The sequence below is a fragment of the Candidatus Uabimicrobium amorphum genome, from assembly GCF_009002475.1.
GTDB lineage: Bacteria > Planctomycetota > Uabimicrobiia > Uabimicrobiales > Uabimicrobiaceae > Uabimicrobium > Uabimicrobium amorphum.
This window is the reverse complement of the sequence record NZ_AP019860.1, coordinates 2319125-2334379: the sequence shown is the minus strand read 5'-3', so window position 1 is coordinate 2334379 and position 15255 is coordinate 2319125. Positions and strand designations below refer to the sequence as shown.

General features: G+C 39.9%; 15 protein-coding genes. 13 read left to right on the top strand and 2 right to left on the bottom strand.

Annotation, left to right across the window (positions count from 1 at the left end; all coding sequences use genetic code 11):
* Nucleotides 1-69: 69 nt before the first annotated feature.
* The 6 genes from UABAM_RS08220 (at nucleotide 70) to UABAM_RS08195 (ending at nucleotide 6934) form a co-directional block, all read left to right on the top strand.
* The gene (locus UABAM_RS08220; RefSeq protein ID WP_151967518.1) at nucleotides 70-2244 is read left to right on the top strand and encodes a penicillin acylase family protein; all 2175 of its coding nucleotides are present in this window, start codon (nucleotides 70-72) and stop codon (nucleotides 2242-2244) included.
* Between the two features lie 11 nt (nucleotides 2245-2255).
* Complete coding sequence (locus UABAM_RS08215; RefSeq protein WP_151967517.1) at nucleotides 2256-2579, top strand: roadblock/LC7 domain-containing protein; 324 nt, start codon at nucleotides 2256-2258, stop codon at nucleotides 2577-2579.
* A 105-nt stretch (nucleotides 2580-2684) separates the two neighbouring features.
* Nucleotides 2685-3995, top strand: coding sequence for a serine/threonine protein kinase (locus tag UABAM_RS08210; protein WP_151967516.1), 1311 nt, complete (start codon nucleotides 2685-2687; stop codon nucleotides 3993-3995).
* 358 nt (nucleotides 3996-4353) lie between these two features.
* Entirely contained in the window at nucleotides 4354-5343 is a 990-nt protein-coding gene (locus UABAM_RS08205) for an ABC transporter substrate-binding protein (protein ID WP_151967515.1), read from the top strand.
* Between the two features lie 3 nt (nucleotides 5344-5346).
* The gene (locus UABAM_RS08200) at nucleotides 5347-6123 is read left to right on the top strand and encodes an ABC transporter permease (RefSeq protein ID WP_151967514.1); all 777 of its coding nucleotides are present in this window, start codon (nucleotides 5347-5349) and stop codon (nucleotides 6121-6123) included.
* A 1-nt stretch (nucleotide 6124) separates the two neighbouring features.
* Nucleotides 6125-6934: an ABC transporter ATP-binding protein gene (locus UABAM_RS08195; protein WP_229759367.1), complete on the top strand. Its 810-nt coding sequence runs from the start codon at nucleotides 6125-6127 to the stop codon at nucleotides 6932-6934.
* 40 nt (nucleotides 6935-6974) lie between these two features.
* On the opposite strand, the gene disA is transcribed toward UABAM_RS08195, so the two are convergent.
* The gene (gene disA / locus UABAM_RS08190; RefSeq protein ID WP_151967513.1) at nucleotides 6975-8045 is read right to left on the bottom strand and encodes a DNA integrity scanning diadenylate cyclase DisA; all 1071 of its coding nucleotides are present in this window, start codon (nucleotides 8043-8045) and stop codon (nucleotides 6975-6977) included.
* A gap of 285 nt (nucleotides 8046-8330) precedes the next feature.
* On the opposite strand from disA, the gene UABAM_RS08185 reads away from it, so the two are divergent.
* The 4 genes from UABAM_RS08185 to UABAM_RS08170 all read left to right on the top strand — a co-directional run bounded on the left by UABAM_RS08185 (nucleotide 8331) and on the right by UABAM_RS08170 (nucleotide 11585).
* Nucleotides 8331-9941 carry an alpha/beta hydrolase gene (locus UABAM_RS08185; RefSeq protein ID WP_151967512.1) on the top strand — a complete coding sequence of 537 codons (1611 nt, stop codon included), beginning with the start codon at nucleotides 8331-8333 and terminating at the stop codon, nucleotides 9939-9941.
* A 65-nt stretch (nucleotides 9942-10006) separates the two neighbouring features.
* A complete protein-coding gene (locus tag UABAM_RS08180) occupies nucleotides 10007-10651 on the top strand; it encodes a histidine phosphatase family protein (protein WP_151967511.1) in 645 nt (214 codons plus the stop codon).
* Between the two features lie 8 nt (nucleotides 10652-10659).
* Complete coding sequence (locus UABAM_RS08175; protein ID WP_151967510.1) at nucleotides 10660-10974, top strand: hypothetical protein; 315 nt, start codon at nucleotides 10660-10662, stop codon at nucleotides 10972-10974.
* A gap of 167 nt (nucleotides 10975-11141) precedes the next feature.
* Entirely contained in the window at nucleotides 11142-11585 is a 444-nt protein-coding gene (locus UABAM_RS08170; RefSeq protein ID WP_151967509.1) for a thiol-disulfide oxidoreductase DCC family protein, read from the top strand.
* A 58-nt stretch (nucleotides 11586-11643) separates the two neighbouring features.
* On the opposite strand, the gene UABAM_RS08165 is transcribed toward UABAM_RS08170, so the two are convergent.
* Nucleotides 11644-12951 (bottom strand): aspartyl/asparaginyl beta-hydroxylase domain-containing protein, encoded by a 1308-nt coding sequence (locus UABAM_RS08165; RefSeq protein ID WP_151967508.1) that lies wholly within the window; start codon nucleotides 12949-12951, stop codon nucleotides 11644-11646.
* A gap of 102 nt (nucleotides 12952-13053) precedes the next feature.
* Between UABAM_RS08165 and UABAM_RS08160 the strand changes: the two genes are divergently transcribed.
* The 3 genes from UABAM_RS08160 to UABAM_RS08150 all read left to right on the top strand — a co-directional run bounded on the left by UABAM_RS08160 (nucleotide 13054) and on the right by UABAM_RS08150 (nucleotide 15239).
* Nucleotides 13054-13896 (top strand): HAD-IIA family hydrolase, encoded by an 843-nt coding sequence (locus UABAM_RS08160; protein WP_173013202.1) that lies wholly within the window; start codon nucleotides 13054-13056, stop codon nucleotides 13894-13896.
* A 76-nt stretch (nucleotides 13897-13972) separates the two neighbouring features.
* A complete protein-coding gene (locus UABAM_RS08155) occupies nucleotides 13973-14785 on the top strand; it encodes an alpha/beta fold hydrolase (protein ID WP_151967506.1) in 813 nt (270 codons plus the stop codon).
* A gap of 172 nt (nucleotides 14786-14957) precedes the next feature.
* Entirely contained in the window at nucleotides 14958-15239 is a 282-nt protein-coding gene (locus UABAM_RS08150; RefSeq protein ID WP_151967505.1) for a hypothetical protein, read from the top strand.
* Nucleotides 15240-15255 lie beyond the last annotated feature (16 nt).

Genomic DNA, 15255 nt, shown 5'->3' with positions numbered 1-15255 from the left:
ATCACTACAATTAAGACATTTTTTTCAGAAAAATACCGCTTTAGTAAAATTTTTGGCAAGGAAAATTTCATGAAAAACTTATTTTATAAAGAAAAGCTTCTGCTCCAAAGATTGAAGAATGGTGTACTGTGTGTCGAGGCAAATAATGAAGAAGATATGTATTTTGGCAATGGTTATGCGCAAGCGGTAGATCGCGGTATGCAAATGATCTTTACGCGTATCGTTGGACAAGGTCGTATTTGTGAATTGTTGAAGGATAGCGAGGAAACCTGGAAAGCCGATGTTTTTTTTCGACGCATGAATTGGCAAAAAGACTGCGAACAGGAGTTACAAAAAATGTCCGCAGAAAATCTCGCCAAGTTTACAGCATGGTGCAAAGGAATCAATTGTGCTTTTCGTGAAAAAATTCCATGGGAATTTCGATTGCTTGGCGTGCGTGTTGAACCTTGGAAAATGGAAGACAGCGTATTATTAATGCGCATGATTAGTTATTTAAATTTGCAACAATCGCAGGCCGAAATGGAAAACTTGGTGGTGAGTTTAATACAAAACGATGTTCCGCTAACGTATTTAGAAGAACTATTTCCTGGTCAGCTACAAGGAATAGATGTAGAGCTTATTAAAAAGGTGCGGTTACACGAAACTTTCGTTTCTCAAGATATTGCGTGGCTATCGGGAATTTCCCCGGCAATTGCTTCGAATAATTGGGTGATCCATGGTCGTAAGACTCTTTCGGGACACCCCATTCTAGCGAACGACCCTCATCTAGAAGGAAATCGTCTGCCGAATGTATGGCAGGAAATGCTGTTGAAATGTGGATCTAGTTATTTAGCTGGGGCAGGGATGCCCGGTATTCCTGGGATTTTAATTGGACGCAATAATAGTGTGTCTTGGGGAGCGACATACGCGTTTATGGATAGCCTGGATTCATGGGTGGAGACATGTAAAAACGGCGAATACTATAAAGATGAGAAATGGCATGCGTTTCACAAAAGAACCGAGGTGATTTATCGCAAGAAAAAAGCACATGAAGTTTGCTATTACGAAAATGAACATGGGGTTTTAGATGGAGATCCCAACGTCGCAGGGTGTTACCTTGCCAGTAAATGGGCGTGCGGTGAGAATACTGGTGCACGTTCTCTTAGTGCGATGTTTTCTAATTTATTTGTGACTTCTGCACCACAAATGATGGATATTCTTGGGCAGCTAGAAGTACCGTTTAATTGGGTGATCGCTGATTTTGAAAATATTGCCTATCAGATGTCCGGTTTGTGTCCTGTGCGCAATTGGTCAGGACTCTATCCCGCAGATGGTCGTTTTTCGCAAAACGATTGGCAAGGTTTTTATGTGCACGAAGATTTACCGCGTTCACTAAATCCACCGCAACAATTTATCGCCACCGCAAATAACAACCTCAATCATTTAGGTAAAACTTCTCCGATCAATTTGTGTATGGGTAGTTATCGTGCCGACATGATCGCAAAAATACTCGAAAAATCCACCGAGGTTTCTTCGGCAGATTGTATCAAAATACAACACAATGTTTTTTCTCTGCAAGCACAAGAGTTTATGAAGATACTCAAGCCTGTTATGGTGGCTTGTCCCGCAGAAAAGGAATTAAAAAGGTGGAATTGCCAATATAATTTTCAAGCAAAAGGTGCATGGTTATTCGAAAAATTTTATGCGCAACTGTTTTATGATGTATTCGCGAAAATGGGGGGAGAAAAAGTATTTGCTTTTCTTCGCGAACAAACGGGTATTTTTATAGATTTCTTCGGTAATTTTGATAATATCTTATTACAAAAATCTAGCCGTTGGTTTGCAGGAAAAACCCAAGCACAAATTTTTAAAGAAGCTTTTGAGAAGAGCCTTTTACAACTTACACAGAAAGACATTCAATCTTGGGAACAAAAAATAGAATTGACCAATATTTTTTTCTCGGGCAAACTCAAATGGTTGGGATTTGATTATGGTCCAGTAGATATCGCTGGTGGAAGAGCTACTATACAGCAAGGACAACTTTATCAAAGTGGTGGGCGAAAAACAAGTTTTGTACCGTCTTTACGTATGATTGTCGACATGAGCACGATGGGAATTATGAGCCACCTGCTCGGTGGACCAAGTGACCGACGTTTTTCTCTTTACTACACATCAGAAGTTGACATGTGGCGCACGCAGCGCTACAAGTACATAGATCCTTTTCTCGAAGACGAAGCGAAATTCATTTCCAACTTGTTTACGTAGAGTACCTTATTATGAATGATTACCAAAAATTTATACAAAAAAACTTACGGCTACCATATATACACCATATGCTCGTAGCAGACTTACAAGGCAATATTCTTGCTTCAAGTAGTGAAAACAATGAAGATGAGGCTGTGATGTGTTCTTTTTTGCATCAGAGTGCTTTGCAAATGGGAACTGAATTTGGACTATCCTCTTTTCGCCATATTGCCTTTGAACACGGTTCATACAAATGTGTGGTTACCGAACAAAAAGGTTTTTTACTTCTCGCAATGCTGGACAAGAATGTTTCCGATAGTAAATATCTTTCTTATCTAGAACAAATGTTGCAGTGACAAATTTATTCAATTTGTGAATTAGGTAGTTGCTTTTTATTACGGAACTATTGTATTATTATCGTAGTATAACTTACAGAATTTAGGAATCTTTAAGGAAATTGTATGGCGTCCTTGGAACAAATTTTATCCCCCATAAAAAAGTTACAAGGTATACAGGATGTATTTCTGTATCACGAGAACGAGTTGGTTTACACGTTTAGTGATATAGAAGTGGGTGATCATCTTAAGGCAACAATCGAGAGCGTTGTGAATTGTTGCGATGTTATACATAGTTCTTATGGGGCAGAATGTGTCAACTTTGCATATAAAAACCAAAGTATTATTGTGCAGAAGTTTGCGAACGGCTATCTAATTGTTATTGTGGATAGTTTTTTTAATAGCAAACTTTTTGGAATTGCGTGTAAACCCATTTTGAGCAAAATTGAACGCCACGCTTTTTCTGACCAAGCACAAACAACAAGCTCCGTTTTAAGTACCACAAGAGAGCACGTAAGTTCCATCAATCATAAAACAGTCGGGGGATGTTTGGTCGGAGCTTTGATCGGTAAGGGTGGCGCCGGAAAAGTCTACAAAGGTATCCACATTAATATGGGGATGAAAGTAGCGATAAAAGTTTTAAATACGCATGAAGATAGTGAGGCCATTCAGCGTTTCGTACAAGAAGGTCGAATTTTGGCAAAAATAGAGCATCCCAACATCGCCAAAATTATTAACCTCGGTCACGAATCGGGTTTCCACTTTTTGATTATGCGCTACATTGAAGGTGAAAACTTGGAAAATATTCTCGCTAGAGAATCTATTCCATTTAACATCGCCCTATCCGTGGCTATTGAGATCTGTTCTGGCCTAGAAGAAGTGCACAAACTCAAAGTAGTGCACCGTGATATTAAACCATCAAACATCATTATTGAGAAAAGTACCGGAATACCCATTTTGGTGGATTTTGGAAGCATTCATCAAATAAATCCTGACCAAGAAGAAACCAAAAAAGGCTCTATTATAGGTACGCCCCTATACATGTCACCAGAACAATGTATGGGAGAACCTCTTAACCAAACATCTGATATATATAGTCTCGGAGCAACATTATATCACCTTACAACGGGTGTTCCTCCATTCGAGACTCCGACGAGTATGGCAACACTCATGGCGCACATCCACAAGGATGTCGTTCCACCTCACGAAAAGAATATTGAGTTACCTGTAATGTTTTCCGAAGTGATTTGTAAAATGATGAACAAACAGCCGGAAAAGCGTTACCAAAGTATCGAAGAAGTGTGCATGGCGCTTCGTCACCTCAAAGAAAGAAAAACAACTAATCTTCAAAAAGTTGTTACACGCATGATGAAAAAAAGAAAAGCAAATTCAACAACACAAGGCATTAAGATAAAAAAGTATTTTGAAGAAGAGTAAAACGCATAAAACCACATCCTGTAATGTGGTTTTGTGACTGTTACAAAAAATATACCGCAAAATTATTCTAACATGTTCGCATATCAAACAAAAAATCTTCACCTCTCCGTATTTTTCTACTTCAAATTACCTCAGAAATTAACACTGTTAATATAAAAAAAATAATTTCAAAAAATGTATTAGGACTTACAAAACGACCATCGCATACAAATCTCATTTACCTTTCGCCTTTAGATAGTCATCCATCATTTTAAAAATACTGTGGCATACAAATTGCTTTTAAAAGCATAGCTCAATTTACTATGTAGGCATTTGTAGTACGAATCAAAATAGTGATTTTGAAATGTAGGATGGACAAATGAGAATATATATATTCATGATGCTTTCGTTATTACTTTGTTGTTGTGGTAGTGAAGCAACGAAAACTTCGCAAAAAATAGTTGTTGTTGGCTCTCAATGGTACGGCCACATTCCAGTATGGATTGGAATTGAAAAAGGGTTTTTCAAAGAAAGCGGTTTTGAAGTAGAGTGGCGTCCTATCGGCAAAAGCATGGATCGTTTAAATGCGATTTCTTCGGGAAGAGCACATTTTGCTAGTTTAGGAGAAATTGCCATGCTGAGTTCCATGGCTTTTGGCAATAAGAATTTCTACTGGGTGGGCAATCAGGATATTGCTCCGGGTTTAGAAGGAATGGTTGCTGCTCCGGAAATTAACTCCTTACAAGACCTGAAAGGTAAGAAGATTGGATTTCCTTTTGGGACTACCGTGGACATAACATGTCGTATGCTATTAAAGCAACAAGGACTTGACCCACAAAAAGATGTGCAACTTGTGAATTTAGAGGTCGGAGACGTTCCTGCAGTGTTTCGCGCAAAAAATGTGGATGCGGCAGCTATTTGGGAGCCTGGGTTTTCCCAATTAACCGCTGTAGAAGGTGCCACCGTTTTGGGAAAAGACACCGATACGGAGGTATATCAAAAATTTGGAACGATGACAGGTCCTGATGTTCTTATTATTAGCAAGAAGTGGGTAGACTCACATCCACAACGAGCACAGAAGTTCTTAAAGTGTTATTTTAAAGCTTTGGAGTGGGTAAAAAATAATGGCGAAGAAGCGATAAAAATCATTCATAACAAATATATTCAGCAGGATATCGGATTGATTCAAAAAAATATGAAGATATTCAAGTGGCATGGTTTGGAAGAACAGCGACAGATTATGAGTGAAAAGGGAATTTTTCGTCAAGCAGATTACATACTCAAAATTTTACATGAGGAGATGAAAGTCATTCCTCATAAGCCTGCATTTCGCGAGTGGGTGAATCTACAAGTGTTACCTCAGGAGTAAATAATGGGACGAAAAGAACTTGATTTATGGTCGGCATCTGTTTTGGGGGCACTGGGGATTCTTATATTTTTAGGAATGTGGGAACTTTTGACGCGGACAAACATCATTGATATGTTTTTCCTTCCCCCGCCGTCGCAAGTTGTTCAGCGTGCTTGGAATATGACGGTAAACGATGGTGTGCTACTTGTCGATATTCGTATGAGTGCTATGCGCGTATTGATCGGATTTTTATTGAGCGTCATTGTTGGAATTCCCATTGGCCTTGTGATGGGAATGAATCCATATATTCGCGCAATGATCAATCCAATTATTTCCATTATTCGTCCTCTTCCCGCTTTGAGTTGGATTCCGCTATCCATGTTGTGGTTGGGGATTGACGAACAACAAAAATATGCCATTGTTTTTATGGGATGTTTTGCCTCCATCGTCGTATACACTACCGATGCGACTTTACGTGTTGATCCACTTTTACAGCGCGCGGCCAGAAATTTAGGCGCTTCACGTTTACAAGTATTGCTGCATGTGACTTTGCCTGGTGCACTTCCCGATATTTTAAGTGGGTTAAAGGTTGTTTTGGCGATTGCCTGGACATGCGTGATTTCTGCAGAAATGGTGGGTGCAAACAGTGGATTGGGCTTTCGTATTTGGACAGCGAAGGAGTGGTCAGATACCAGTCAGGTGCTTGTTGGTATGATATGTATTAGTTTGACCGTATTACTTCTCGATATCTTATTTCGCTTCATTGAAAAGTTTCTTTTACCTTGGCAAAGTAAGGACTAACATGAGCAAGCCATTTATGCACTTTAATAATCTCACGATGTCATTTACGACGCGCAAAGAAACCGTTACTGCGGTTTGCGATTTTGACTTAAAAGTAGACAAAGGACAAGTGGTATCTCTTGTTGGGGCTTCGGGGTGTGGTAAAACAACGGTGTTGAACGCGGCGGCGGGTTTTCTCCTTCCCACAACAGGAGAGGTGCTTTTGGAAGGAGAAAAAATCACCGCGATTGAACCACGGTGTGGTATGGTCTTTCAAAGCTATGCCTTGTTTCCGTGGTTAACCGTAAAGGACAATGTGGCATTTGGTTTAAAAATGAAAGGCCTTTCGCGGAAGCAAAGACATCTCGAAGCTCAAAAATATATAGAGCTGGTTGGCTTGAAGGCATTTGCCAATGCCTACCCTTCCGAGCTTTCTGGAGGAATGTGTCAGCGGGTGGCTATTTGCCGCGCTTTGGCAAACAAAACCGATGTTCTTTTGTGCGATGAGCCTTTTGCGGCATTAGACGCGATGACAAGACAAGTGATGCAACAAGAACTGTTGAGTATCGTACAAAAATCTCAGCAAACGGTTTTATTTATTACACACTCTATTGATGAGGCTTTAATTATTAGTGATACAATTGTGGTGATGTCCGCACGACCAGGTAGAGTAAAAACCATGATCGATGTCAAGTTACCAAGACCAAGAGATGTAAATGTTCAGTTAACCAAAGACTATATCGATTTGAAAAAAAGCATTTGGGATATGGTGGAAGAAGAAGTACGCTCTTCTCTTAAACTCACTAAACGCGCTGGTATGGGACAGGATTAACGGAATGAGCAGGATATTGTATCCTGTTCATCGTGTCTATTTAGGTACTCCACTTCTCTGCCATATAGATAATACGTAAAATTTCTTTATTGATCAGTTGTGCGCGTACTTCACCAATACCTTTGATGTCCTTCAACGAATCAATTGAGGCACTCTTTATATTTGTAAAAGAACCAAAGTTTTCGATTAGGTTTTTGATGATGTACGTGGATAAACGTGGAATCATCGATAAGATGCGGTGGCCACGTGGTGCAATGGGCTCTATATAACTGTTGATGTCGCGGGGGAAACCCATGGCCAAACTTATGTTTCCTTCGATAAGTAACGCTTGGTCGTCTAGTTTTTTTAGGCGTTTTAGTACCTCTTCTTCGGTGAGTTTATCGCTTTTGTAGTAGTCGCGTATCACAAGAAAGCCTTTTTCGATGACTTTTTCTTGTTCGGGAGAGTTAAGGTGGAGAGAAACCACTTCGTTGCCCAATTCGATGCGGTGACGATTGAGTTCCATTTGTGTGCGACGTGCCATTTCACTATACTGAATTGCGGTGATGACATCGTGCAAGGTCACTGTGTCTCTGATTTCGAGTAGATGTAGTGTTTGTATGGCGAGGTTGAGAGATTTTATATGTCTTTCCAGTGCTAGCATTGTCTGATTTGCACTCGAAATAAGTATGGGAACACTGCGAAACATGTACTTTTCATCTTGTATATACAAATGTAGGGTTTTGCGCCTTTCGGAGATACTGAGTACAATTTTTTTTGTTTGTTTAGAAAATCTTTCACCGGTTTGGTGACGAATACCTGTTTCTTCGGATGTGTACTCGTAATCTGGTACTAGATTGGCATTGGCGCGTACGATGCGCTTCAAATCTTCGGAAAGAATGATCGCTCCATCCATTTTTGATAATTCAAAAAGACGCATGGGAGTGTATTCACAATCTATATGAAAACCACCTTTTGTCAGAGCCAAAACTTCTGGGGTGTCACTGAGAACAATAAGGCTCCCCAGCCCTCCTTGCAAAATTAAGTTCACACCATCTCTAAGTGGAGTTCCCGGTGAAAGAAGTTTTACGGCTTCGAGTAGTGTTTGGCCGCTGTCAATAGAATGTGTCATCTATATTATTTCCTCTAATACATAAAAATTTGCTGTGGGTGTTTTCGACTTTTTACCATACCCACAAAAACAATAGGCGCAAATAAATATACGTAATATTGTTGTGAAATAGTGGCAATATTTTCGAAAAAATGAAAATAAAATACGATTTCATTTCGAGATTGTTTTCCATTGGATTTGAATTATACATAAAACTATAATGTTACGGTAGTAAAATAGACGAGAAATTTACGCGATCAATTTTATCAAGTTTACAAAATTGGTCTTTCATTTAGGGGATTTTCGATGAAGTTTATTTTGACGCTATGTCTGTTATGGACAAGTGTTGTTTTTTGTGAGAAAGGTAGCCTTACTGTTGTACGTTGCGATAATGGTAAGAATAAATTTCTTTCCTCACCACAAGCAATGCAATTTGAAGAATTGCACAAAAATTTGAATCCAAATTTAGATACAGTGGTATTGATTCACGGATTCAACAATACCTACAACAGTGCAGTGGATACATACAAAGAGGTGTATCCTGTGGCCAGTAAATCAGGTCGCTTTAACTATGTGGGTTTTTGTTGGCCGGTAAATTTTTCGATTGATTTCGGAAAAGCGGTGAAGCACGCCAATGAGGCGGGAGATTACTTAACGCACACACTAACGACGATTTCTACTTTGCATAACGGTGACAGAAAAGTGCATGTTATTGCGCATAGCTTAGGTTGCAGAGTATTACTCAGTTCTCTAAAGGACAATAGTTCCCGCTATATTAATTGGGGAGATTGCCATTTTTTCGCTCCGGCGGTACAGCACGATGTTTTCCACAAGAGCTTTAGTGGGGCAAACGAAATTGCGCGAAACAATTTTGTGTATTTCTCAAAGGATGATTTAGTACTGAAATATATGTATGCGCTGTGGTACTGGCTGTTTGGACGAGGTGAGAGTTGGCAAGAACTTTCCGGAGCGGAAAATTTTATTCCGCTTTCACTAGAGGAAAAATTGCAATATATGCGCAATTTGGAAAATTCTATCGCGCGTAGCGAATTTGATCGCGAACTTATGCAACAGATTAAGCGTGCACAAGCGGCGATGGGACTTGTCGGAGCAGATGCGATTGATAATGTGGGCAATACCGATTCTCGCGATTTTGTGAGTGGACATTCCTATTGGCAAAGCAAAGAAGCTCTACGTATTGCTGTGGAGAGGATTCTGTCTGGAAAAGCGTTTTTTGCACGTGAGGTAGTGAATAAGAAAGTCGCTTACGATGCGGCCGCGGGAAAGACCATTTGGAAAGTCCCAGGTAAAAATGGTTTTTTCTGGGGGAGTGGTATGTCGGTAGACGCGGATGGCGCTCCAAAAGCATACCATCGTGAGAAAGGAAAAGGCCTAGATTACTTGGCAAACGCAGGATACCCTGGAAATTGGTGGGGAATTGTGACTAAAAACGGCGTACCTGTTGTTCAAAAGTCAAGTGACCCTGCTCCTGGTTACTACGTTTCGCAAACGGCAATGTTTTCTTCTGCAAAAAGTATTTATGATCCGCGACGCTATGTCAATGCGAGTACCATTCCATATTTCGTATTGCCAGCGCGTAAATCTATGGGGGCTAAATTAGGAGACATCGCTGCGGTGGTAAATACACGAAGTGGTAAAGTGGCATATGCCATGTACTCTGATGTTGGGCCAAAAAACCATATTGGTGAAGGGTCTATTGCCTTAGCGGAAGATCTTGGTATTCATTCCAGTCCCAAAAAAGGTGGTGTTAGCAGCGGAGTTGTTTTTATTGTCTTTCCTGGGTCAGGACAAGGCAACGGCAAACTGCGAACGCGTGAAGAAATTCGTGCAACAGGGCAACGCCTTTTTTCCGCATGGGGTGGTGTGGAACAACTAAACGCGGTATGGAAAAAATAATAATTCGTAAAGGCCACAGAAACACAATTCTGTGGCCTTTGTCTGTTTAAAGGAAGTGAAATATCATGAATAAAACCGTATGGTTTATTCGCCATGCTCAAAGTACAGGCAATGCAGGGGAAATAACGCATAGTCCTTCTGGTATACCTCTCACAGATCTTGGTAAACGCCAAGCGCAGCTTTTGAGTGAAGGATTTGATGTTCAACCAGACTTAATTGTGACCTCCCGCTATATTCGTACGAAGGAAACGGCGCAAGATTTTATGTCGCGTTTTTCAAAAGTGAGCCACGAAGAGTGGCCGCTACATGAGTTTACTTATCTAAGCCCAGATCGTTACAAAGGTACTACGATGGGGGAGCGTAAACCCATGGCGGAAAAGTATTGGAAAGATAATGATCCTGAACTTGTCGAAGGTCCAGGGGCCGAATCTTTTACCGAGTTTGTCGCGAGAATTGAAGAATGTTTTTCCAAAATCGACGCTGCACCGCAAAACAATATCGTTATTTTTACTCATGGTTTGGTGATACGTTTGATTTTATTATTGCAGTTGACAAAGCAATACCGCGATTGTTTTTCGCTGATGCAAAAGTATCAAGACATGCGTAAATTTCCAGTGGCAAATGCTTGTATTTTAAAAATTACGTGGGATACAAAAGAGATGAGTTGTCTAGATGTGTCGCACATGCCTCAAGACCTTATTACTTTTTAGGAACGAGAATGAGAGAAATTTTCATCCTAATCTTGGTGGTACTTTGTGGATGCACAAGCCAACAAGAGATAGAGGAACAAAAACGTCAACAGCAGTTAAAGGCCGAAGAAGAACGTAAAGCCGAAGAACAAAAAAAAGCCGAAGAGGAAGAACTTTCAAAGAAGGAAAAAGAATTTGCGAGTGACGTTGAATGGATATTGCGTCATACCCTAAACAATGGTTTTAATCCGGAAGCGAAAAAATTAGAACCTAATTCGGACAGCGAAAAAAACGAAAAAGCAACAGACAAAAACAATAAGGAACAAACGCCAGAAAACAAGTAACCTTGCGGGCGGGATTTTTGTATCTTCTACTTTTCTTTATAAAAATGTGAAATAAAAAAAACATTTTATTGCAATATTGTAGTTTTTATACTATATTTATAGCAGAGGTTTTGTTTACATAAATTAGAATATGTGTTTACCAAGTTATTCTCAACGAAGGTGAAAGCATGAGTACAAGTGAAAAAATGCAAGTATTCTATGACGGAGAGTGCTGCGTCTGCTCCGCCGAAATATCTCACTACAAAAAGAAAGATGCAAAGAACAGCATAGATTTTGTCGACATATGCGACTCCGAGTTCCGTGCAGAAAACTACGGCGTTGAAGATTGCGACATACATGTCAACTTGCACGTAAAATCTGGTGATGGGAAAATGCACCGTGGAATAGACGCCTTTATCGCTATTTGGGAAAATACGCCCGGATTTGAAAAGTTTGCACGGGTCATGCGTTATAGAATCATTTACTTCTTTGCTAGGTGCGGATATGCGGTATTTGTTTACATTCGACCACTTTTACCGCGGAAATCCTGGCGAATAACCAAGTTTTTTCAACGCGTCATTCACGCAAAATGGAATTTTATCCTACGCCTCGTTGGGAAAACTCCCAATTAGAACATTCCTTAAAACTTACCAAGTAAAGATCTTAATCCTAAGTCCCTAGAACAGGGACTTAGAGAATTTCATACCCAAAATAGTCCAAAATATCGCGATTTTGCCCAAATATTGGCCGTATACTCTCTATTTCTTTTACAGAAAGTCGCGCGACTTGCTCTTCATTCATATTACGCAAAAATTCATTGTAGCGTCTTTTTATCGGTATTTTCTGATTTAGATTTATGTCTTCGAGTTCTGGTAGAAAATATTTGATTTTTTGTTCAATCTCCCGATAGTTGTCGCACATTTGTTCGTAGGTAAAAAATATACTGTTGGGGAATTTCTCAATGTTATCTCTTTGTATGCGCAAACAATTCACAACGTGATTTGCAGCGGCATTCACGTTGTAAACGTCTTTACGGCTGCGTTTGGTACTTTCGATAATGGCATATGGGTTGCGCACTGTGAATATGAATTTTGCATGGGAAAAATTTCTTTGTAAAAGAGAAATACGTGCAATATTGGGAGGAGACTTTTCGAGAAATACACATGCTCCTTTTCGATAATGAAATGACGCGGCATAATACCAGGCATCTTTAATTTTTTTCCAATCGTAGTGACTGTCATTTTGTAGTATAGAGGGGTAGTACGGATCATTTGCCCATAAAAAAGATAAACTTTTGTCTTTGGGGACTGGTCCACAAAAGTCGGCAACAAATTGGCCCTCTTTTTTAAAAAAAATTGTTTTAGCGCACTTACGCAATATCTTTTTTAAATACGTAGAGCCACTATTATTTATTGGAGCTAAAAACAAATGTGTTGTGCATTTATTTTTGATAAATTCGATACGAGAGCGTCGACTATTACAATCGACGATCATATGAATTCGCGACTCATTACTTGCATTTTTGACACTGTGAAGTCTGCGGTTATTGATTTCGTACATTTTTCCTTGCTGTAGGCATTTTTGTTCCTTACCTACGGTAAAAGAAACTTTTTCATTTGTCTGTATGGGGATGTGTAGACGGTGATTTGTTTCAAATATAAGACCCTTATCGCGGTGACGTGAAATTTCTGTTTTTGGCTTAAGACGTGTAAGAATGATTCTTTCAATATCAATGTTTGTGTAACCAAAAGTTTTTTGTAAATTATCGATAATAGAGTCCAGGGTTGGTTGGATTTTTTGTATGATATCTTCTTCAACGATGCAATGAGACTTGTTGATAAATTTGATAAAAATGGTGTCGGTGCTGTGGTGAGCTTTGAACTTTTGTTGACGTAAAGAATTTTGTTGCCAATCGCTTTCCGAAAAACCGGCCACTAACTTTTGTACAGGTTGTATATTGACTTGGGCGAAGGTTCTAAAATTTCCATCAAAATTCATATGCGACTCCAGAGTTTTGTTTTAAATTATACTACACACAGTAAATCAGGTAAACTCCAATCTTGGTTTATGATTTTGATATTGTTTATAGAAAGTACAACTGTGAATACCATCACTGCGAATGAAATTATCGAAAAATACTCCACTATTTTGTTAGATGCCTATGGGGTTTTAGTAGACAAAAATTCTGCTTTACCAGGGGCAAAACAGTTTATTGAGCGTTTGAACACCGAAAATAAGTCATATTTAATTTTAACCAACGATGCCTCGAAACAACCGGGCACGTTGTCGCGTAAGTACGCACGTTTGGGTTTAGAAATATCGGAAGACAAAGTGATTCCTTCAGGAAGTCTACTGTCAAGATATTTTGCAGATAACAACTTACAAGGATGTAAGTGTTTGTTTCTGGGGTCGGAAGATTCGCGCTCTTATGTTGGCGAGGCGGGAGGAAAAATTGTTCCCTTTGTTGGCAAGGATACCAAAGCCGATGTTTTGGTGATTTGCGATGGTGGTGATTACCCGTTTATCGAGACCATCGATTTGGTGTTGTCGACACTATTTGCGACTTTCGATCGCGGAGAAAATATAAAACTAGTACTGCCAAACCCCGACTATATCTATCCAAAAGCCGCAGGATATTTCGGTATGACAAGTGGTAGTGTGGCGCTTATTATCGAAAATGCGCTACGTTTGCGCTACCCACAACGCGACAATTTGTCTTTTGTGCGTTTGGGAAAACCAAATAAATTTATCTACGAAGAGGCTTTTTTGCGCTGTGGTACAAAAGACATGGTGATGGTCGGAGACCAAATGTTGACCGATATCAAAGGTGCTTACGATTTCGGAATTGACTCCGCACTTATTGGAACAGGAGTGGCAAATTTAGATGAACTTTGTCAAGAAGCCGCATATGCACCAACATATCTTCTCAAGGATCTTTTGTAGAGACGAACCGTCCTGAAATTAAGATAGGTATACACATAACAACTAGGATCACAACGATAAAAATGGAGAATCAAAAGTGAACAAGGCAAAATCAGGAATCGCCTATCAAATTTATGGTGACGAGGGAACACCTGTTGTTTTAATTATGGGTTTAGGTATGCTCGGTAGTGTATGGGGTTGTCAGATACCAGTGCTGAGTAAAAAACATCGTGTTCTCATATTTGATCATTTGGGAATAGGAGAAAGCGATCCCCTTCCGCGAGGCGGAAAGTCGATGGCGGAAATGGCCATTGATGTTGGTAGGCTACTTGAGGAAGTTGGTTGGGAAAGTGCTCATGTAATTGGTATTTCCATGGGGGGGATGATCGCACAACACGTGACGTTAATGTACCCACATCGCGTTCGCTCTTTGAGCCTTTTAGCGACCTCTGCCGGTGGGGTTTTATCTCCCGCGCCGACAACACATAGTTTTATGTTTTGGCTAAAAACGTTGGGATGCAAAAGTAACGAGCAACGCGCACAATTAGTAAAAGAATTACTCTTTCCCAAAAGTTACCTAAAAACTCTTAGCAAAGAACAACACGAGCATTTGTCGCAAATTTACCAACGTAAAATACCCAAGAACGTCGTTTCCGCACATGTAAAGGCGGTGATTGCTCACAATACCAAGCCTTCATTACATCTTCTGCAATTGCCCGTACTCATTTTACGCCCTGATTGTGATTATTTAGTGGCACCAAGTGAAAACGATGTTCTGCACCGCTTGATCAAAGGCTCACGCCTAGTATCTTTTCCCAACGCTGGTCACGGAATACTACGGCAGTGTACCGATGAAGTAAACAAAGAACTACTAGCACATCTTGTCGCAGTGGATGCAAAGCAAATTTAGAAAATACAAACAAGAACCTCTAATGCACAAGCACAAGAGGTTCTAAAAGAGCACTTATCCTAACATCCTGTCCATCCTGTTAATCCTGTCAAAAAAACATCCCATCCATCCTGTTAATCCTTGTATTAGACATCTACGCCATTTTCACATGATCCGCAAATGGGAAAAAACGATGCACACAGCTCTTCTCGCTAGTGAATACAGTATGGAAAGTGCTAACGAATTTAATGGCGAGATGAAACGCCTTGAGGTTCGCATAAAAAACGGTAAGCAAAATTTATACTTACGTAGCGACGGTGAATTCACCATCTACCGCGACGCGAAACCAATCTGTTATTTTCGCCTAGAAATGGATATGGGGATCGAAAGTGGTGAGTATCTAAAAAAGAAGTTTTTCGCCTACCATCATTACCGCTCTTTCTCCTTCTTTGCGTTGGAATATCAAAAATACTAAATTTACTCTTACTAAA

Bases quoted from the DNA above. Each gene is read 5' to 3' on its own strand.
- UABAM_RS08220 (WP_151967518.1), top strand. From the start codon at position 70: ATGAAAAACTTATTTTATAAAGAAAAGCTTCTGCTCCAAAGATTGAAG.
- UABAM_RS08215 (WP_151967517.1), top strand. From the start codon at position 2,256: ATGAATGATTACCAAAAATTTATACAAAAAAACTTACGGCTACCATAT.
- UABAM_RS08210 (WP_151967516.1), top strand. From the start codon at position 2,685: ATGGCGTCCTTGGAACAAATTTTATCCCCCATAAAAAAGTTACAAGGT.
- UABAM_RS08205 (WP_151967515.1), top strand. From the start codon at position 4,354: ATGAGAATATATATATTCATGATGCTTTCGTTATTACTTTGTTGTTGT.
- UABAM_RS08200 (WP_151967514.1), top strand. From the start codon at position 5,347: ATGGGACGAAAAGAACTTGATTTATGGTCGGCATCTGTTTTGGGGGCA.
- UABAM_RS08195 (WP_229759367.1), top strand. From the start codon at position 6,125: ATGAGCAAGCCATTTATGCACTTTAATAATCTCACGATGTCATTTACG.
- disA (WP_151967513.1), bottom strand. From the start codon at position 8,045: ATGACACATTCTATTGACAGCGGCCAAACACTACTCGAAGCCGTAAAA.
- UABAM_RS08185 (WP_151967512.1), top strand. From the start codon at position 8,331: ATGAAGTTTATTTTGACGCTATGTCTGTTATGGACAAGTGTTGTTTTT.
- UABAM_RS08180 (WP_151967511.1), top strand. From the start codon at position 10,007: ATGAATAAAACCGTATGGTTTATTCGCCATGCTCAAAGTACAGGCAAT.
- UABAM_RS08175 (WP_151967510.1), top strand. From the start codon at position 10,660: ATGAGAGAAATTTTCATCCTAATCTTGGTGGTACTTTGTGGATGCACA.
- UABAM_RS08170 (WP_151967509.1), top strand. From the start codon at position 11,142: ATGAGTACAAGTGAAAAAATGCAAGTATTCTATGACGGAGAGTGCTGC.
- UABAM_RS08165 (WP_151967508.1), bottom strand. From the start codon at position 12,951: ATGAATTTTGATGGAAATTTTAGAACCTTCGCCCAAGTCAATATACAA.
- UABAM_RS08150 (WP_151967505.1), top strand. From the start codon at position 14,958: ATGCACACAGCTCTTCTCGCTAGTGAATACAGTATGGAAAGTGCTAAC.